This is a genomic window from Legionella sp. JM-2024 (genome assembly GCF_055389095.1).
Genome location: NZ_AP039388.1, coordinates 826,328 through 845,407 on the forward strand (window position 1 = coordinate 826,328; position 19,080 = coordinate 845,407).

Here is a 19,080-nt window from a genome sequence, read left to right on the forward strand (position 1 = left end):
CGTCTAAATAATAAGTCGAATATTATATACTTATCATTATTGAATTTGCGATATTTTAGATGCAGTAATGTATTGAATCTCAATATCTGCTTATTTTAAAGTTGGTAAAAGAAGTAGTGCTGTTTGAAATAGATGTATTCAAGCAATTCAAATGGTTAGGAAATACCACTAAATTAACCAGTAATTTCATTAGAAAAGAGAAAATTAGAATAACTTATAGTCAACTTGACAAATAAAATTGCACTACCTAGATTTTAAGTAGATCCAAAGGACTGAATACATGAAACGGTTTGTGCTCTTTATTTTGTTTGTTTGTCATGTTTGTACCTATGCTAAACCAATCCTCATAGGTATACCAGAATATGCTCCTCCTTTTGTCTCATCGTCTAGCGGAGGAAAATATTTTTATGGATTCTATGTTGATTTGATGAATATTATTTGCAAACAAATTCGTACGCCATGTGAATACCGTGGTATGGATATTGGAGAGTTATATTCCAATCTCGATAATGGAAATATTGATCTTATTCTTGTTCCCGCTCCAATCGCATCAACTTCTAATGGGAATCATATTTTTAGCCTCCCCTATTTGGAGAGCAGAGCTCAGTTTATAACTACTAAGGCACATAGTGATATACAGGCAATTAGTGACCTGAAAGGTAAAAAAGTAGGTGTAATGAAGTACACTTTGTACGAGGCGTTAATAGAAGCAAGCTATCACAATTTATTTGTGTTAATAGAATTTACTTCCGTAATGGATATGGCTAATGCACTGACCAATGAGGAAATTGATGCCGTTATTCTAACTGATAGAGTCGCTAAATACGTTGCATATAATACTCCGGCTGAATTAAAATTAGTAGGTGACAAAATTCCTCTCGGAAATGGATACGGGATAATAGCACTTAAAAAAAACGCCCCTTTAATCAAAAAAATCAATAGCGCTCTATTAAAAATGGAAGAAGACGGATCCTATTTAAATATCTACAACACATATTTTAGTAATTAATGTGAGATCGATATAAAAAACATGGAGATGGCTTTTATATCGCTAAACGAAATGCTATCCCCTAAAATGCGTAGCATTTAAAAAGCTCAATTGAGAAAATTATCAACTGTTTTATTCTTCGACCGATAAAACTACGTATTAATTATTTTTGACCTACAATTATAGATAAGCTTGCGCTCATCTTGGAAATTGTGATGCCAAATTTGCCTGGTTTATTTTTTCTAAAAGCTTATCCACGCGAAGAAATATGGAGATTATTCGTTGATGGACGCTTCTGGTCAAAAGAAAAAGGTTGGCAAGGTTATGAATCGCGAGAGCCGGGTTCTCTTAGTGCCGCTTTAGAGAGTTTATGCTCGACCGCTTTGCAAGTTGATCAGGAAGAGAGTGAATTTGAATTAAGTGTTGATTTAATAAAGGAAATACATAAAAAGTGCGGGAAGAAGGTAGAAGAGTTACAGGATAAAAGTCCAGGTGAAATTAGAACAGATGAGCCTGTTTCATTCGGTATTCCTGCTAATCGTGCTTCCATTAAGGGTATTGAAGAATTTCTGAATTTTATGTTCCTTACAGAAGGTGAGGCAGAATTTGGCATAGGCAAACCTGGGCCGTTTGGCCCAAGCTTTGATAATAACTATTTTAAAAATCTGGCCCCAGAGAAAATACCTGAACTTGCTAAGCAAATATATGAAGATATGTTTCAATATGGGCATAGCAATACAAACCACTTCTATCTTGCAGTAAGGAAAAATGTTGATGTCTACCTGGAAAGAATTACCCAATCCTATAATAAGGAAATTAAAACGGCCAGGACAACTGATGAAAAACTCAAAGTTATCGTTAAGCATATTCGACTATACGAGGTATTACATCCCTTTAAAGACGCCAATGGCAGAACTTTTGTAAATAATTTATTAAATATTCTTTTAATGCAGCAAGGATTGCCACCCGCAACGTTTTATGAACCCAATGTATTTGATTTATATAGCGCCGATGAGCTGGTAGAGGTAGTTAAGGAAGCAATTTTTAATACGGTGGAGATTATTGAAAAAAGTAAAAAAAACAGCCCAATTTTTTTATACGGCTATCATTCCAGTTTAGAAGAGCAAACCAAGTTTCGTGAGATGTTAGATAGCCCATCTTACGAGGAAGTTCAACGCATTGATTTCTCAGGTTTAGATTCAGAAAAGCTTCAACGGAAAACACAAAAATGCTTATCCACGTTAGATGAACAATACCCACTGCATAGAGGCGCTATATATCTTAGCGATCCAAGTGATATCAACGCGTTGATATCTATTAAAGAATCCCAGATTAATCAACGTATAGAGCAGGGGGCACCACCACTTTATGTTGGTAAAGCGCCTATTCATTTGGCTGTTATGTCTGGCAATATGGCAATGATTGATGAACTGATCGACAAAAAAGTTGATTTATCACTTCAAGATTATGATGGGAAAACGGCTCTTCACTATGCTGCAGAATATGGAAATATGCAAATAATGGGGAAAATATTAAAGGCTGTGTTAAGTCAGGAGGATGCCATCAATGTATTGAATATTAAAGACAATAATGGCAAAACGGCATTCCATTATGCTGCTGAAAGTGGAACTCCCGAGATTGTATCAGCCTTAACCACTACCGATGTGATTAAGATTAATGAACCAGATAACACTGGTTCCTCTGCTATAACTCTGGCGTATAAAAATCATAAATTAGACATTTTTGATGAGCTATTAAACTCTGGTGCAGATATTAGCGATGAAATTTTCGAATTAATATTGGCACGGAGGGATAAAGAGACATTAGGCAAAATTATTGCTAAAAATGAAAAAATTCTTTCAAGTAAAGAGGTATTCAGAGTCGCTGTTTCATTGGGAAGCATCAGTCTGGTTAGACAGTTTTTGCATGCTGGCATGGATATCGATACACTACTCAATAAAGAAAATGCCACTCCATTATTGTTATCTACAAGTTCCGGCAATTTAAAATTAGTAAGTTATTTATTGAAAAAAGGCGCTAATACACGTTTGACTGATACTAGTGGGAATTCTGCTTTACACTATGTTTTTTATACAAAGCCAGAATACAGAGAAGCGCTGATTAATATCATCACTGCTAAAGATGACGAGTTAGTCAATAAACCCAATGCCAATGGAAATACCCCTCTTTATAATGCAGTGGTAGTTAATGATTTGAAAATGGCAAAGCTCTTATTAGAAAAAGGAGCAAAGGTCGATTTCGAAGACAAATTTGGAAATAATATTTTGCATAGTGCTATGAGAAGGTGCGATTTGCCAATCATCATGGATATTATAAAAAAAGACAGCACTTTACTTCACAGAAAAAATTCCGAAGGAAGAAATTCCTTACACCAGGCACTACATGACGTACGTTCGTTTCCCTATTCAAAAGAACAAGAGGAAATTCGATTTATGGAGCTCAGTGATTTTCTTTTAAAAGAAAAAGTGGATTTAAATGCAAAAGATTGTAATCGAAAAACGATATTAGATATCGCTTTATCCAAGCAGTATTATCATTTATCTGTAAAATTGATGAAAGAGGGTGCCCATACTAATGTCTCATCTCCCTCAAAATTCCTTAAACATTCTGATGCCGATTTTATTTTAGATCATCCTTTTAAATTTAAAAAAGCTTTGGAGAAAAAACTGGATGGAAATCCTTTAATTGCAATAGCGCAACTTAATGATTTATACGTACAAATCAAAAATAATGACATCAGAGCCCCTAAAGGTTATGCACCACAAGTAGGAATATCCTTTTTTAAAGGTAAATCAAACGATGCCAAAGCGCATGATAAGGTTTTATCAGTATTAAAGGATCTCTATGATAGTAACCTCACAGAGTTGCTAAGTAGTCTTCCTGGAGAAGGAAAAGATCAAATCCATAAAAGCCAAAAACTTTTTGATGAGGACATAAAATTATTAATTAAAAATCAAGACATTTCGAGGAAAATTAATAAAACCTCAATTCAGGAGTCTGTGGGCTCATCCTTGAAAATAAAATGGTAGTTCTTTAGGTTTTGACCAGGTGGGAAGCGTTATCTAATTCAATGTATTTTCATTATCTATTTCATCATCTGGAAATTGTAACTCAATCTGTTTATGAAATGCATTGTATAATTTGTTTTGATTTTCCCCAAACAAGGTTTGAAAAAAACCTGATTTAGGTTTAACCTCACCCTCTAACATAGTTAGTAACAAGCGGATATCATTTTTTTCCAAAGACACTTCTTTTGTCAGGTAAGTACTTAAATAAGTTAACCGCTCCTGATAGCTCTTTATACTATCTAAATGAGTGGATATACGAAAATAGTGAATTAAGATAGCTTGAGCTTTATCAAGAGTGTCCTTTTTAAACACTTTTTCAAAATGTGCTTCAGAAAGTTTGCAGTCAACCTCCGTTTGTTTTATTTCGAGTGATAAGCGCTGAAATGCTTCTTCCAAGTCAGTCTCAGAGCCAACATTCGCTTTAAATTGCGGAGCCAGAGACTGGCCTTTCTCTGGGTAAGTTATATAACATCGTATTAACTCGTCTAAATGATAAGGAATGCGAGTGACGTTGATTGTGGAACAATCCCCGACGGTACGACTTTTTAAATCTTGCATCACGACATCCAGTGGGATCTCAACATTATCAAAATAAGTTATCCCATCATTCAAGCCTTGTTCAAAAAGAATAGCCCGTAATGTCTTTGCTATGTCAGGATTACCTGACTTAATAAAATAGGCTAATACCTCACTAATGGTTTTTATTGATTTTTCTTTAAAGTGTTGTTGCTCTATTTCATTCATTAATTTTATTAATATTTTCCTGCGTTCCAAGCTTTGTGACATGGCATGACTTGTGATGATCCGAGCGATATCGAATGAAGAGGGATAGGGCATATCCATCAATTCCTCAAAGAGCGCTTCAAATGGTTTTTTATCAATCCCAATATTGCGTTGATCTTGTGTTTGAGATATCAAACTTGAGGGCAATTCCCCCCAAATTCCATCCGTCATCGAGACTATAATATCCCCTTCTGCCAGTTCAAGTGTTTTTCTGATGAGTACGTCATCTCTATTGGCAGTCGATGTCAGAGTTTGTAGTGATGGTGGAGTCCACATACCAAACCCTCGATAAACATGACGTGCAGATATCATGTGCTTTATTTTATATTGTTTATCTAAAACAATAATTAATCCATCACCAATATTGGCAAACTCACCAGAATATCCTTCTCGTTGATTATATTGATAGATAAAAGCCCCAAGAGAAGCATGTGCGCTGTCCTTCTTCCATCTGTCATGTTTTTTTGTAGAAGAGGTTGATTGGCTAATCAAATCGAGAGTCGTATCTAAATCGTTGTCGTAATCCAAAAATGCTTCACAACTGGAATGGGCTACTCTATGGATATTGTCATCTTCTTGTTGATCGCCATTTCCTCCACCCAAACCATCACTAATCGCAATTCTTGCGCCATTAATAACGCCAATCTTATCTGTAGTAATTAATACTCCAGAACTATCAAGTATAGTATCATGCTCCATATCTTGATCTTGATGAGCAAGGCTTGAACCGATAATAATGGCTTGGTTGTGATTTTGGTTTACGGAATAAAACCTTTCTGATAAAAATCCTGACAAATCTTTGGAATGATCTTTTTCCACTGATGGTGAAAAAATAATTTTTTTACCTGTGATGATTTTAGCCTTCATATCGTAACTCTATAAAAATCAAGCTATTCCTAAGATCATGAAAAACACCATCCTTGGGTAAGGTTAATTTTAGCAGTATTCCCTATTTTATTCCTGTAATACGTGATATTTCGTTTCTATAGATGCTTGACAGCAAGTCTATAAAATTCTTCAATTTATTTTAGCTTCCAGAAGAATTTTTGCAAATTTTTGGGCTAATAGCTTACTTTCTTTTCCATCAAGAGCAGACAACTCATCAGCAAATGTTTTACAACTCACTTTACCACTGTTTACATCATAAGTGGCACCAACTATGCCAATTTCATCACTGTCTATCATAGTTCGTATGATATCACTTTTGTTGTAAATATTTTGCAAGGTATTCGCAATGTTTAATTCAGTAACATGATTGACAAAAGTTGTGTTTTTTCCATTACGATCCGTTTTGGTTTCTTTTTCTGCATTGACCGCAGGTTTTATTTTGGAAAGTAATTGAGTAATATGGCCTTTTTCAATGCCATCGCAAGCGGATTGAATGGCACCACATCGGGTATGACCAAGAACTACAATTAATTTTGTACCAACCACATTGCAGGCGTATTCTATACTAGCCAGGATATCATCATTAACCACATTCCCAGCGATCCGTATGCAAAAAATGTCACCAAAGCTCACGTCAAAAATTGTTTCAACTGGAACTCTTGAATCGATACAAGCTAAAACGACTGCAATGGGATGCTGTGTTTTTGCTGTGTATTGGACATCAATTTTATTGGATCTATGAATACGGTTATCACCTAGAAAACGTTGATTTCCTTCAAGTAAAATATTTAATACCTGAGCAGGTGTCAGATTGGATTGGACGTCATAGGTTGTAACCGTAATGAAATCAATGTAATTATGAATGTTGTAATGTTCTTTGAATCCAGTGAAGTTTAAAGCAATTTGGTTACTAGGTGCTTGTTCTTCTTTGAATTCGTTCAATAGCTCCAGAATTTCTTTATCAATATATTGCGAATAACGGGCATCGATAATCAATTGAGAATATTTGGGTATTGAGTCTAACTCAGCAACTAATGCTGCTTTATTAAGAAAAGTCATCTGTTGCGGTAGAAACAAACGGTAGGTTTCTCCATTAGGGTAAACTTCTTTAATAATATCAATACGAACCTGACTATTGGATTTTAATATATAAAAGAGGCTGATTGTCAGACCAATTAATATACCAGCCAAAAGATTGAAGGCAATAATACTGATCACGGTCACTATAAAAGGAATAAAGCGGTCGCTGCCTTGTGACAAAATATTAGTATAAATGGCAGGTTTATTTAATTTATAGCCTGTGTAAATTAAAATGGCTGCGAGTGAAGATAAAGGAATTTTATTCAAAGCACCGGGTATTAACATGACGGCAAACAGAATGAAAAAACCATGAAGTATGGCGGAAAATTTGGTTTTTGAACCAGCATGGATATTGATAGAAGTTCTGACTATGACAGAAGTAACAGGGATTCCACCCACCAGTCCTGCTGTCAGGTTACCTAAACCTTGCGCAATTAATTCCTGATTACTTGAGCTATGCCTTCTTTTTTTATCTAGTCTTTCTGATGCTTTTAGGTTAAGAAGTGTTTCCAAAGAAGCTACAATACATATTATTAGCGCATAGAGATATACTTTAGGATTAGTCCATGCAGACCAGTTAGGATATTCAAGATGGCTAAGAAACTGGTATAATCCATTTGTATCAGGAATATTAACCAGTTGGGGGGAGTTTTGCACCAAACTGGAATTAGCCCAGATGAAAAGTTCGTTTAATAATATTCCAGCAATAACGACAAGGATTGGTGCTGGAATTTCTTTTAGTATTTTATTTTTTGTAATATCAAAGTAAATTAAAATGGCTAATGAAACAGTGGTAATGATTAGTGCGCCTTCATTGATGTGATGTGATAAAGCCAGTAAAGGACTGACTGTAAATCCTTCTGTAGTTTCCAATAAATGAGTTTTAAGTTCATCAAAGTCTGCGGAGAGGGAGAAGGCGAGAGGTAATTGCTTGATTATTAGCAAAATCCCTATAGCACAAAGTAACCCTTGAACCACATTGGAAGGAACGTAGTCTGCCACAAACCCAGCTCTCAATGCTCCTATGATAATTTGTAAAAAACCCGCCAGACCAAGGGCCAATAAGAAAGTATTAAAATCACCAAGTTGGGCAATTGCGGCTAATACAACCGCAGCCATACCTGCAGCCGGACCGCTTACGCTGACTTGTGATCCACTAAATATACCAACTATAATACCGCCAATGATCCCACTTAATATTCCGGAAAAAAGCGGTGCACCAGAAGCCAGGGCAATACCTAAACATAAAGGGATAGCCACAAGGAATACAACGATTCCGGCAACAAAATCAAATTTTAAATAACGTTTAGAGTAGATACGAAATAGACGCAGATTAACTATATTTCTTTCAATCATCTAAAGTTCCTATATTTTGAGTCAGTACCAAGTTAATATCTTAAGCCTCATATAATGTGTGGTAATTTATAAACCTGTTTCTTTATGTTTAAGGCTTTTTGTCAAAATAATAAACTTATTTTGCATGTTAATTATTTCATTATATTGCAAAAATGAAAAGAAATATTAGATGATAATTTTTATAAGTCAATTTTCTTCATTCGCTGACTCAAATTCCTGAGAATTAAAAATTTCGTCGTACTGGATTGGCTGTGAGGTGTCTAGACTCTCTTCCAAATTTTTAAAATTCCAAAAATTTTGATCCATCAATTGGCTCGGCTTCAAACTTTGCAGCGCATGGAGCATATTACTAGGAACTTTGGGATTTTCAGCTGCGAGTTGATCAATTAATAAAGCAACTTTTTTACGCATCAGATTTTCCTGGGATCCGCAGAGGTTGCAAGGAATGATTGGAAAAGCTTGCTCCTTTGCAAAAGCAATAATATCTTTTTCTTGTACATAGCACATTGGGCGAATAACGATGTGTTTTTTATTGTCGCTTAGTAACTTGGGTGGCATGGAGCGTATGTCGCCGTTATATAAAATTGACATCATTAACGTACGAATCAGATCGTCTCGATGATGCCCTAATGCAATTTTATTAAACTGGTGTTCTTCTGCGTATCTATAAATAATCCCGCGTCTTAATCTTGAGCATAAAGAGCAATAGGTTTTACCTTCAGGAACTTTTTCCTTAACTATGCTGTAGGTGTCGCGAGTCAGTATTTCATGCTGAATGGATTTTTCAGTGAGCCATTGACGTAAACTGGTGTCATCCCAGCCAGGTTGAGCTTGATCCAGAGTAAAGGCAAAAATTTCAAATTTGTTTCCAGATTTGATTCTAAGCTGGTTAAGTATAGTTAATAGAGTAAACGAGTCCTTACCGCCTGATAAGCACACCATTACTCTATCACCACGTTGAATCATGTTAAAATCAGCGATGGCTTTACCTGTATAATGAAGCAATTTCTTTTCAACTAAGGAAGGATTAGAGGACATAAAACAACCTAAATTTGTTATTTGGAGGCCTTGTTATCGACAGGTGAAAATCCATTAACACGTGTAGTTGCTAACCATGAGTTAATCTGTTCTAGATCATTAACGTTTAAAGTACCTGCCAGGTATTTTAACGTGAGTATGGAATTAATCAAATCATATTGATCACGGGCTAACTGCTCCTGTGCCTCAAACAATCGTTGCTGGGCATTGACAACATCCACCATGGTACGGGTACCTACTTCAAATTGTGCTTCTGTGCTTTGTAAGGAGTTTTGCACTGAGATAACTGTTTGCCTGTCTGCTTTGACCTTACTGATTCCATCGATGATTGTATTGAAGGAAATGCGACTGTTCACAACGACATCTCGATAGGTTTCCTCAAGTTTTTCACTGGTAGATTGAAAGTTATATTGAGCTTGGCGAGTCTGAGCTTGAACTAAGCCCCCTTGAAAAACCGGGAAATTCATTGCGATTGCAATGTTAGCCTGCGTTTGTTTAGATGGAATAAAAACATTATTGCCTGATGCGTTATTGTGCACTTGCGTAGCATTGCTTTGTATCGAAAAAACTGGCCAGTTGCCTGCGGAGAGAGCTTTTACATTGTCTTTAGCTACCTCAAGGTTATATTTCGCTGCGTATAATTTATAGTTCTGTTTAAGTCCAATATCTATCCATTGATCCACGTCATTTGGTTCAGGTTTAACAAGGGGGATTTGACTGTCTTTGAGGGGGGATAGTGATTCATATACGTGATTCGTTAATTTTCGCAAATTTTCGTTCTGATTAATCTGATTATTGCGGGCGGCGATAACAGTAGCTATGGATTGATCATATGCTGCCTTGGCTTCATAGACAGAAGTAATGGCATCCAGACCAACTTGAAATCGTTGAGTTGCTTGATCATATTGCCTTTTGTTGGCGCGTTTTTTTGCTTCTGAAAAGTCTAAAGTATCTTTAGCGAATAATACGTCAAAATACGCTTTGGCTGTTCTTAAAATTAAATTCTGTGCTGCATCATTAAAAGTAGCTTGAGCTGCTTTAACAGAAGCTTTGGCTTGGGATACTTTAGCCCAGGCTTGATAATTAAAGATAGCCTGAGAAGCATTGACTTGCCACATATGACTTCCATAGTATTGATTGGCGCTGAAAGCACCAGCAACGGCATCCTGATAATTTCGGCCAGCTTGTGCGCCAAGACCTACTTGGGGATAAAGCGCAGCACGAGCTTGAGGAATTGCTTCTGTGCTGGACATATAAGTATCATATGCTCCTTTAAAGGTTGTATCATTTTCAAGGGCCTGTTGATAGATATCCATTAGATCCGTGGCAAATACATGCGACGAAAGACCTAAAGTTAACATACAACAAAGCAGAGACTTTCTCATTCGAGTTTATCCTAGAAAACAAATTCTTTTGGCTTTAGCTGATCTACTAAAGGAGGTATATCAGTTTCAAAAAGCATGGATTCTGTCCAGACTGCATTATGATCCAGGTGAAAAAGATAAGCTTTCATGACAGGGGATTTACCCAAGATAGCAAATAGTTTCCCGCCAGGTAAAATTTGTAGTTTATGAGTATCTGTCAGTTTTTCCAATGCGCCGGTGAATACGATAACATCGTATGGGGCATTTTCCAACCACCCACGACAGGCGTCTCCGGTGATTAATTCGACATTGTTACGATTATGCGCTTGCAGCTTATTTTTTGCATTAGTAGTGAATTCGGAAAAATAATCTATACTAATTACCTTTTTACATAATTTACTAAGCAGGGCTGTCATAAAACCAGTGCCTGTGCCAACTTCTAATACTGTTTCATTACCCTTAAGCTCCAGAGCTTGTAATATTGTTCCTTCTTCCAATGGCGTTAACATTCTCTGGCCATGTGCTAAAGGAATTTGCATATCAGAATAGGCAAAATGTGCGAAGGGTTCAGGAACAAACTCATGTCGCGGGATCTCTTCATATAAGTCTAGAATGGATTCGTTTAATACATCGCCAGTTCGTAACTGTTGTTTGATCATATTTATGCGTGCACTATGGTTCATTTGCTCTACCGTCTTAATAATCATTTGATAGGTTAAAACTTTGGGGCAATTTTAGCAAGAATTCAATGGATGTGCTAAGCATTAATGTCGGAAAGTGAAATTTTCTTGATCATCAGGATTTAAGCAAAACCCCGGTCTCTTCGTTATATAATGTTTTCAATTCGGTCATTTAGTACCTCTTATCTCCCTCATTGAAAACATTATATCCCATGACATTGTCGTTTTTCGTAAGTCCTAATAATATCTCATGGTGAGAATGTTTAAAATTTGGTATTATTTATAACTTTATCCAGATCTATAGGAGAGTATAGTGCTTGAGCGATTCACTAATTATTTGCAGAATGAACTTGAAACACTCAAGGCAGAAGGTTTATACAAATCAGAGCGCGTTATTTCCAGCCAGCAGCAAGCTGATGTCAAAGTCAATGACAAAGAAGTTATTAATCTTTGCGCGAATAACTACTTGGGTTTGGCTAATGATCCTGAATTAATTGCTGAAGGGCGAACAGCCTTAGCTAAATATGGATACGGTATGGCTTCTGTCCGTTTTATTTGTGGAACGCAAACTCCTCATAAACAATTGGAACAAAAAATAAGTCAATTTTTAAGCAAAGAAGATACTATATTATATTCTTCCTGTTTTGATGCCAATACAGGATTATTTGAAACTTTACTCACTGAAGAAGATGCCATTATCAGCGATGCTCTGAACCATGCCAGTATTATCGATGGAGTAAGGCTATGTAAAGCGGCGAGGTATCGATACGCCAATAATGATATGAAGGCTTTGGAAGAACAATTAATCGCAGCAAAAAATGCGAGATTCCGTTTAATTGCAACAGACGGTGTCTTTTCAATGGACGGTATTTTGGCTAACTTACCTGCCATTTGTGAACTGGCTGATAAATATGATGCAATGGTCATGGTCGATGACTCACATGCTGTTGGATTCATGGGTAAAACAGGAAGAGGAACTCCAGAACATTTTGGAGTCAGCGATAGAATCGATATTATAACGGGCACACTTGGTAAAGCATTAGGAGGTGCATCAGGAGGATATACCTCTTCAAATCAAGTGGTGATTGATTGGTTACGCCAACGTTCCAGACCTTATTTATTTTCTAATACATTAGCTCCTGTCATTGCCCATACCTCTTGTGCCGTGCTGGATAAATTGTCTAAAAGTAATTCTCTTGCTGAAAAATTAAAGCGTAATAGCCATTATTTTCGTGAAGGTATGACTCAATTAGGTTTTGAGTTAATACCAGGTGAACACCCTATAATTCCTGTGATGTTGGGAGATGCCAGTTTGGCTGGGCGAATTGCTAATCGTTTATTAGAGCTGGGTGTGTATGTTGTAGGATTTTCCTATCCCGTGGTACCAAAAGGGTTGGCACGGATTCGTACCCAAATGTCTGCCGCACTTGAATTGCATCATTTGGATAAAGCCTTAAAAGCATTTGAAACAGTTGGTAAGGAATTTTCTGTAATCTAAAAACACATTACCCGACATTTTGCAGCATAGTATTTTTTAGGGCAAAATTGAGAAAAATTGACTCGAAAAGAGGGATTTATATACCAAATAAATGAGCAAGAGGCGATTTTTCTTAATTTTGCGCAAAAAAGACGAAGCTGTGGAATGACGGTATTACCTAATTAATCTGGGGTATTACATGAAATCATTGGTTAAAGCTAAAAAAGAACCTGGGATTTGGATGCAGGATGTTCCTGTTCCTGAGTATGGAGTAAATGATGTTTTGATTAAAATCAAAAAGACTGCAATTTGTGGTACAGATATTCACATTTATTCTTGGGATGAATGGGCACAGGCAACCATTCCAGTTCCTATGACAGTAGGCCACGAATTTTATGGAGAGATAGTAGAGATTGGAAAAGAAGTACAAGGCCTGAAAATTGGACAACGAGTTTCTGGTGAAGGTCATATTACCTGTGGTTTTTGTCGAAATTGCCGAGCTGGCAAGCGTCATTTATGCCGTAATACTCTAGGAGTTGGAGTAAATCGACCAGGATGTTTCGCCGAATACTTGGTGCTTCCGGCTACTAATGTTATTGCACTTCCTGAAAATATTACAGGGGAACAAGCTGCTATTCTCGATCCTTTTGGGAATGCTACTCATTGTGCTTTGGCATTTGATGTGGTAGGAGAAGATGTTTTGATTACCGGGGCAGGTCCTATAGGAATAATGGCTGCAGCGATAGTGAGGCACATTGGGGCGCGTCATGTGGTTATTACTGATATTAATGACCATCGATTAGAATTGGCAAGAAAAATGGGTGTTACCAGAGCCGTTAATGTCAAATATCAAAAATTAAGTGATGTTGCCAATGAATTAGGTATGATAGAAGGATTTGATGTTGGTCTTGAAATGTCTGGCAATCCTGTCGCGTTAAATGACATGATGAAAGCCATGAACCATGGCGGCCATGTTGCTTTATTAGGTATTCCACCACAAGAAACCCCTATAGATTGGAATCAGGTTATTTTTAAGGGGCTGGTTATTAAAGGTATTTATGGTCGTGAAATGTTTGAAACCTGGTATAAGATGATTGCAATGTTACAAAGTGGTTTAAATATTTCTCCAGTCGTTACCCATAATTTCCCGGTAGATGAGTATCAGCACGCGTTTCAAATTATGGCATCTGGTCAGTCAGGAAAGGTGATTCTGAACTGGTAATGTGGTTAGTATGTAACGGTTGGCCATCTGTATAGTGTAGATCAATAGTTTGGTGCTATTGTTTATCCGCTCCCTCACGGTTGCGGCTCAGATATAATGGTGAAAACCGAGTCGCGACCATGAGGGAGCGGATGAGATTATGAAGAATGTGCTGGTTATGTTGATTTTAGAGAGTTGGAGCGAGTATGGCGCAGTATATTTTCACTATGAATCGAGTGAGCAAGATTGTTGAGAATCAACGATTTATTTTAAAAGATATTTCATTAAGTTTTTTCCCCGGGGCAAAAATTGGTGTATTAGGATTAAATGGTTCTGGAAAATCAACTTTATTGCGGATTATGGCGGGTGTTGATACACAATATGAAGGAGAGGCGCGGCCTCAACCAGGAATTAAAATTGGTTATCTTGCTCAAGAACCTGAACTTGATTTAGATAAAACTGTCCGAGAAGTCGTTGAAGAAGGTGTGGCAGAAATTAAAGATAAATTGTCTCGCTTTGATGCTATCAGCATGCGCTTTGCTGAACCGATGAGTGATGACGAGATGAATACCTTGTTGATAGAACAAGGGGAATTACAAAACGAAATAGAAGCCTGCGGTGGTTGGGATTTAGAGAGAAAACTTGATGTGGCCAGCAATGCATTAAGGTTGCCAGACTGGGATGCCGTAATAGGAAAATTATCAGGCGGTGAGCGTAGGCGTGTAGCTCTTTGTCGGCTTTTACTGTCAAACCCGGATATGTTACTCCTTGATGAGCCTACTAACCATTTGGATGCGGAAAGTGTGGCTTGGCTAGAACATTATCTCGAGGGTTTCCCTGGTACCGTAGTGGCTATTACACATGATAGATACTTCCTCGATAATGCTGCTGAATGGATTTTAGAATTAGACCGAGGTGAAGGTATTCCTTATAAAGGCAATTATAGTTCCTGGCTTGAGCAAAAAGAAGCACGGTTAATTATGGAGAAGAAACAGGAAGATGCCCTGCAGCGTGCTATTAAAGCAGAATTGGAGTGGGTTAGAACTTCGCCAAAAGGGCGCCATGCTAAAAATAAAGCCAGAATAGCTCGATTTGAAGAAATGAATTCCAAAGAATTTCAAAAGCGAAATGAAACGAATGAGATTTATATCCCGCCAGGTGAGCGTTTAGGAGATTTAGTTCTGGAAGGTGAAAAAATATGTAAATCCTTTGGTGATAGAATTTTGATAGATAATTTTGATTTCAAACTTCCCAAGGGTGGTATTTTAGGAATTATTGGTCCAAATGGGGCAGGCAAGTCAACCTTTTTAAAAATGTTAACTGGCCAAGAGGAACCTGATAAGGGAGTTGTTCGTATTGGAGAAACTGTAAAGTTGGCCTATGTTGATCAGATGAGAGATGATCTAAACCCCAACAACTCAGTCTGGCAAGAAATTTCAGATGGTCATGACATCATGCAAGTAGGTAATTTCCAAATGCCTTCCCGTGCTTATGTTGGGCGTTTTAATTTTAAAGGGTCTGATCAACAAAAGAAAATGTCGCAACTTTCTGGAGGAGAGCGTAACCGGGTTCACTTGGCAAAATTATTAAAAAGTGGTGGAAATGTTTTGTTACTTGACGAACCAAGTAATGACTTGGATGTTGAGACACTAAGAGCACTGGAAGAGGCGATTCTTAATTTTCCTGGTTGTGCTATAGTGATTTCTCATGATAGATGGTTTTTAGATAGAGTTTGTACCCATTTAATGGCTTTTGAAGGCGATTCACAAATAACCTTTTTCGAGGGTAATTATAGTGAATACGAAGCGGACAGAAAACGTCGCTTGGGCGATGAAGCAAGCCGACCATCACGGATTAAATATAGAAAGTTAAGTGATTAATATAGGGTCTGTTGACAATTCGCCAGATTGAGCCAAAATGGTGTGATTTTATGCGCTCCGAAATGCAGCATACACGAAGTATGTGAGTATCGGAGCGCATAAAATCACACCATTTTGGCAAAGATAGTAGAGTTGTCAACAGACCCTAAAAGTACCATGCTTATTATTGTGGAGATAAAATCTAAATGAAAAAATTTTTTTGGGCTGGTTTGATACTTTGCCTTGGATTGACTTCGTGCGTTGAGTTTGATGAATCAACTTTAATTACGGATGATGCCGGTTATGTGCATAGAACAGTTCACTATTTAAGGGATAAAAGAGGACGTAATTATTTCCCGATGCAGATTAAAGCCCCAGGGGAAAGATTATTTGTTTTTGATCCAAAGGCATCTTCATGGGCTGCTTATGACGAGGAAGGTAATCGGGTAATGACTGGTGCTGGCTCTGGCGGTATAGATGTTTGTGAAGAGAACCCTAATCAGTCTTGCAGAACGATCACAGGTACATTTCGACTTTATAACAAGCGCGGTATAGATTGCCGTTCTGGTGAATACCCTGTGGATACTAAAGGTGGGGCAAAAATGCCTTATTGTATGTATTTTTATAGAGGATTTACTATCCATGCCGCTTATGAAGTGCCTGAACATCCATCCAGTCATGGTTGTGTAAGAGTGTTCCCCAGTGCAGCCAAATGGTTAAATGAAGAATTCATGCGGGTAGGGACCAAGGTAATAGTATTAGCTTACCCTGATCAAAATGGCGTGAAAACCATGTCTTCGTTAGAAAAACATTGAGTGAGATTCAGGCCATCGTAGTTTCAGGGCAAACTGCAACCTGAGAGACACTTTAATTTGTAAAGTGTCTCAATTCAGTTGTATGAAATTGTGAATAGAAATGGAATTTAAATATGGACTATGTGACTTCTTTTACTCCTTATCGAAGCGCCATCGGGGGATTGCTAATTGGCCTAAGTGCTGTCCTTTTTTTATGGCTGAATGGTCGAGTTACAGGTATCAGTGGAATGATACATGGCCTTTGCCCTCCTGAGAAACCGATTTCAACGTGGCGTATTGCTTTTCTATTCGGTTTGGCAATAGCCGGGTTTATATATTATGTGATCCCCGTAATTCAGTTTCCCTTAAGAGCACATTATCCAGCATTCCTATTATTAATTGGCGGATTTCTGGTGGGTTTTGGAACTCGTATGGGTCAAGGTTGTACCTCAGGGCATGGGGTTTGCGGGTTAGCCAGACTTTCTATGCGTTCTTTCATAGCGACACTACTTTTTATCTTATCGGCAATGATTACTGTGTATCTGATAAGACATGTTGGAGGGGTATATTAATGTATAACATCATGTCTTTTTTATGTGGCTTGTTGTTTGGAGCTGGTTTGACCATTTCAAATATGATTAATCCTAATAAAATATTAAATTTTCTTGATATTACAGGATATTGGGATCCAAGCTTACTGATTGTAATGGCAGTGGCAGTTATTGTTACTTTTTGTGGATATCAACTGGTAAGGAAGTTTGACAAGCCAGTATTCTGCAATCAATTTTATTTACCTGAGAAAAAAAACATTGAAAAAAAATTAATATTAGGAAGTATCATTTTTGGAATTGGTTGGGGTGTTGCAGGGTATTGTCCAGGCCCGTCTATCACTGCTTTGACTACTTTTAATTCGGATCCAATGTATTTTGTAATTGGTATGGTAGCAGGATCATTTGCTTATTATTGGTTGTTTAAAAAAAGGACTGTCCAGAAATAATAATATGCGACTAAGTACAATCTATATCGTGACATAACAAACGTAGATCTGGTTCCTTTGAGCTCCGCAAAAGAATTGACCTCTTGGAAACTCTATTGCGGTGACGAATTGCTTCGTCGATACGGTGCTCGAATCCTTATGTACTTGGCGAGTACACTCCAGTTCACTTCACACACTGGAGCGAATTTCCTAAGAAATCTAATATTAAATCCTGATATAAAGTTAATGATATCGGGCTAGAGAGCTTTAAATCCCATTATTTCACCAAAAATTGAGATATCAACCTTCAATCTTAACTTTAAGATCCAAAACATTAGCATTGATTGTTACTTGACCTGTAGTAAAAGGAACAGGTACGTTGTTGACCTTCACTTTATTTTGAATACTGGGATGAGAATATACACGTCCTAATATGAGCTCTAAGGATGCATGCTCTGTAAAGCGGTAATCACCGACCAAACCCAGAAAATATTGAGTATCAGAAGGAAAGACAATAGTTCTAAGGCCATCTTCTTCGGGACCATCGTCAATCATTCCTGCCAGTGTAATACCTAATTTATCAGAAACTTGTTTACGTATTGCAACAAGATAGGCATAGGATGGATCAAAGTTCATATCAAAGGAAAAGTTAGTAAATGGAGGTGGAGCAGCAGTATTAAAAAGTCTTACTTTTTGGTTTGCGTTCCATTCACTTTGAAAAATCTGTAAATTAATTAGCCATTTTGGATTAAAAATATGAACATAACTTAGCACTGTTGTTGCTGGCATAGTAAAACTAAATCGAAAATCAGGGTTAGCAGCTAGACCCAGGTAACTGATTCCAGTAGTTTTTTGTCGGATTTTTGAATAGTAAGTAAGACCAAGGAAGTTGGTATCATTAATTACATAGTTTGCCCCTAAATTATACCCTACACCAAAACTTGAGGATCGATTAATTAAATTGGCATAAGTCAATTGACCGGTAGGAAAAGCCCAATTCACTTCATTTTTTAGTAATTCATTGAAGTTTAAACCACCACCAACCTGTAGTTTTTTGTTAATGGAATAAGATATTTTAGGGCTTACATCCACATCGGTCAGATAATTTTGGGTTGCGGCATATCTTGTAAAAGTGTTTGTCCCCCAATCCAGATTGGAATTAAAAGGCTCGGTAAGATCAATTGCAACTACAGTTTTATCATTAAGTCGCTTGGCAACACGTCCATACGGTAACACAGTATAAGTGCGCGAGTGACTAATACCTGATTCGTATTGAAAAGTGTTAAAATTTAAAGCGCTTCCCTTAAATTGTAAGTCGGCATAAGAACCTGTACCACCAACAAGCAAGAGGGCATTTTTTACCTTAAATAAATCAGCAGGGTTGTTATAACTGATTCCAGCAAAATATTGTATCACGTTTGCTTGTGCATTAAAGGCCAAAAGGCACAATACTCCTGTACGTATCACTCGCATGATTTTCCTATTATTTTGATAGCGTTCTGACTAT

Annotated in this window: 14 protein-coding genes; 8 read left to right on the forward strand and 6 right to left on the reverse strand. The window is 37.2% G+C overall.

Translation table 11 applies throughout. The features are described 5' to 3' along the window. Nucleotides 1–280 precede the first annotated feature (280 nt). Together ACZ5EK_RS03635 and ankX are read left to right on the forward strand one after the other, a co-directional pair. Nucleotides 281–1,009 (forward strand): transporter substrate-binding domain-containing protein, encoded by a 729-nt coding sequence (locus ACZ5EK_RS03635; RefSeq protein ID WP_464431447.1) that lies wholly within the window; start codon nt 281–283, stop codon nt 1,007–1,009. Nucleotides 1,010–1,203: 194 nt separating this feature from the next. Beyond that, on the forward strand, nt 1,204–4,038 hold the full coding sequence (ankX, locus tag ACZ5EK_RS03640) for a Dot/Icm T4SS effector AnkN/AnkX/LegA8 (RefSeq protein ID WP_464431448.1): 2,835 nt from the start codon (nt 1,204–1,206) through the stop codon (nt 4,036–4,038). A 33-nt stretch (nt 4,039–4,071) separates the two neighbouring features. Here ankX and ACZ5EK_RS03645 read toward each other — a convergent pair whose 3' ends face one another. The 5 genes from ACZ5EK_RS03645 to ACZ5EK_RS03665 form a co-directional block, all read right to left on the reverse strand. Then, on the reverse strand, nt 4,072–5,727 hold the full coding sequence (locus ACZ5EK_RS03645; RefSeq protein WP_464431449.1) for a phosphocholine hydrolase Lem3: 1,656 nt from the start codon (nt 5,725–5,727) through the stop codon (nt 4,072–4,074). A 150-nt stretch (nt 5,728–5,877) separates the two neighbouring features. Next, nucleotides 5,878–8,184: a bifunctional SulP family inorganic anion transporter/carbonic anhydrase gene (locus ACZ5EK_RS03650; protein ID WP_464431450.1), complete on the reverse strand. Its 2,307-nt coding sequence runs from the start codon at nt 8,182–8,184 to the stop codon at nt 5,878–5,880. 186 nt (nt 8,185–8,370) lie between these two features. Continuing rightward, nucleotides 8,371–9,222, reverse strand: a complete 852-nt coding sequence (gene ttcA / locus ACZ5EK_RS03655) for a tRNA 2-thiocytidine(32) synthetase TtcA (protein WP_464431451.1) — start codon at nt 9,220–9,222, stop codon at nt 8,371–8,373. 17 nt (nt 9,223–9,239) lie between these two features. Further along, nucleotides 9,240–10,607: a TolC family outer membrane protein gene (locus tag ACZ5EK_RS03660; protein WP_464431452.1), complete on the reverse strand. Its 1,368-nt coding sequence runs from the start codon at nt 10,605–10,607 to the stop codon at nt 9,240–9,242. A gap of 11 nt (nt 10,608–10,618) precedes the next feature. Further along, a complete protein-coding gene (locus ACZ5EK_RS03665; RefSeq protein WP_464431453.1) occupies nt 10,619–11,269 on the reverse strand; it encodes a protein-L-isoaspartate O-methyltransferase family protein in 651 nt (216 codons plus the stop codon). Between the two features lie 310 nt (nt 11,270–11,579). Between ACZ5EK_RS03665 and ACZ5EK_RS03670 the strand changes: the two genes are divergently transcribed. The 6 genes from ACZ5EK_RS03670 (at nt 11,580) to ACZ5EK_RS03695 (ending at nt 17,594) form a co-directional block, all read left to right on the forward strand. Continuing rightward, entirely contained in the window at nt 11,580–12,764 is a 1,185-nt protein-coding gene (locus ACZ5EK_RS03670) for a glycine C-acetyltransferase (RefSeq protein ID WP_464431454.1), read from the forward strand. A 178-nt stretch (nt 12,765–12,942) separates the two neighbouring features. Further along, entirely contained in the window at nt 12,943–13,965 is a 1,023-nt protein-coding gene (gene tdh, locus ACZ5EK_RS03675) for an L-threonine 3-dehydrogenase (RefSeq protein WP_464431455.1), read from the forward strand. 185 nt (nt 13,966–14,150) lie between these two features. Continuing rightward, the gene (gene ettA / locus ACZ5EK_RS03680) at nt 14,151–15,824 is read left to right on the forward strand and encodes an energy-dependent translational throttle protein EttA (RefSeq protein ID WP_464431456.1); all 1,674 of its coding nucleotides are present in this window, start codon (nt 14,151–14,153) and stop codon (nt 15,822–15,824) included. A 185-nt stretch (nt 15,825–16,009) separates the two neighbouring features. Beyond that, a complete protein-coding gene (locus ACZ5EK_RS03685) occupies nt 16,010–16,618 on the forward strand; it encodes a L,D-transpeptidase (protein WP_464426597.1) in 609 nt (202 codons plus the stop codon). Between the two features lie 113 nt (nt 16,619–16,731). Further along, nucleotides 16,732–17,169, forward strand: coding sequence for a YeeE/YedE family protein (locus ACZ5EK_RS03690; RefSeq protein ID WP_464431457.1), 438 nt, complete (start codon nt 16,732–16,734; stop codon nt 17,167–17,169). Continuing rightward, nucleotides 17,169–17,594 (forward strand): DUF6691 family protein, encoded by a 426-nt coding sequence (locus ACZ5EK_RS03695; RefSeq protein ID WP_464431458.1) that lies wholly within the window; start codon nt 17,169–17,171, stop codon nt 17,592–17,594. The genes ACZ5EK_RS03690 and ACZ5EK_RS03695 overlap by 1 nt, the downstream gene beginning before the upstream one ends. Nucleotides 17,595–17,873: 279 nt before the next feature. On the opposite strand, the gene ACZ5EK_RS03700 is transcribed toward ACZ5EK_RS03695, so the two are convergent. Further along, a complete protein-coding gene (locus tag ACZ5EK_RS03700) occupies nt 17,874–19,046 on the reverse strand; it encodes an OmpP1/FadL family transporter (protein WP_464431459.1) in 1,173 nt (390 codons plus the stop codon). Nucleotides 19,047–19,080 lie beyond the last annotated feature (34 nt).

Excerpts from the sequence above, each read along its gene's own strand:
- ACZ5EK_RS03635 (WP_464431447.1), top strand. The coding sequence starts at position 281 with ATGAAACGGTTTGTGCTCTTTATTTTGTTTGTTTGTCATGTTTGTACC.
- ankX (WP_464431448.1), top strand. The coding sequence starts at position 1,204 with ATGCCAAATTTGCCTGGTTTATTTTTTCTAAAAGCTTATCCACGCGAA.
- ACZ5EK_RS03645 (WP_464431449.1), bottom strand. The coding sequence starts at position 5,727 with ATGAAGGCTAAAATCATCACAGGTAAAAAAATTATTTTTTCACCATCA.
- ACZ5EK_RS03650 (WP_464431450.1), bottom strand. The coding sequence starts at position 8,184 with ATGATTGAAAGAAATATAGTTAATCTGCGTCTATTTCGTATCTACTCT.
- ttcA (WP_464431451.1), bottom strand. The coding sequence starts at position 9,222 with ATGTCCTCTAATCCTTCCTTAGTTGAAAAGAAATTGCTTCATTATACA.
- ACZ5EK_RS03660 (WP_464431452.1), bottom strand. The coding sequence starts at position 10,607 with ATGAGAAAGTCTCTGCTTTGTTGTATGTTAACTTTAGGTCTTTCGTCG.
- ACZ5EK_RS03665 (WP_464431453.1), bottom strand. The coding sequence starts at position 11,269 with ATGAACCATAGTGCACGCATAAATATGATCAAACAACAGTTACGAACT.
- tdh (WP_464431455.1), top strand. The coding sequence starts at position 12,943 with ATGAAATCATTGGTTAAAGCTAAAAAAGAACCTGGGATTTGGATGCAG.
- ettA (WP_464431456.1), top strand. The coding sequence starts at position 14,151 with ATGGCGCAGTATATTTTCACTATGAATCGAGTGAGCAAGATTGTTGAG.
- ACZ5EK_RS03685 (WP_464426597.1), top strand. The coding sequence starts at position 16,010 with ATGAAAAAATTTTTTTGGGCTGGTTTGATACTTTGCCTTGGATTGACT.
- ACZ5EK_RS03690 (WP_464431457.1), top strand. The coding sequence starts at position 16,732 with ATGGACTATGTGACTTCTTTTACTCCTTATCGAAGCGCCATCGGGGGA.
- ACZ5EK_RS03695 (WP_464431458.1), top strand. The coding sequence starts at position 17,169 with ATGTATAACATCATGTCTTTTTTATGTGGCTTGTTGTTTGGAGCTGGT.
- ACZ5EK_RS03700 (WP_464431459.1), bottom strand. The coding sequence starts at position 19,046 with ATGCGAGTGATACGTACAGGAGTATTGTGCCTTTTGGCCTTTAATGCA.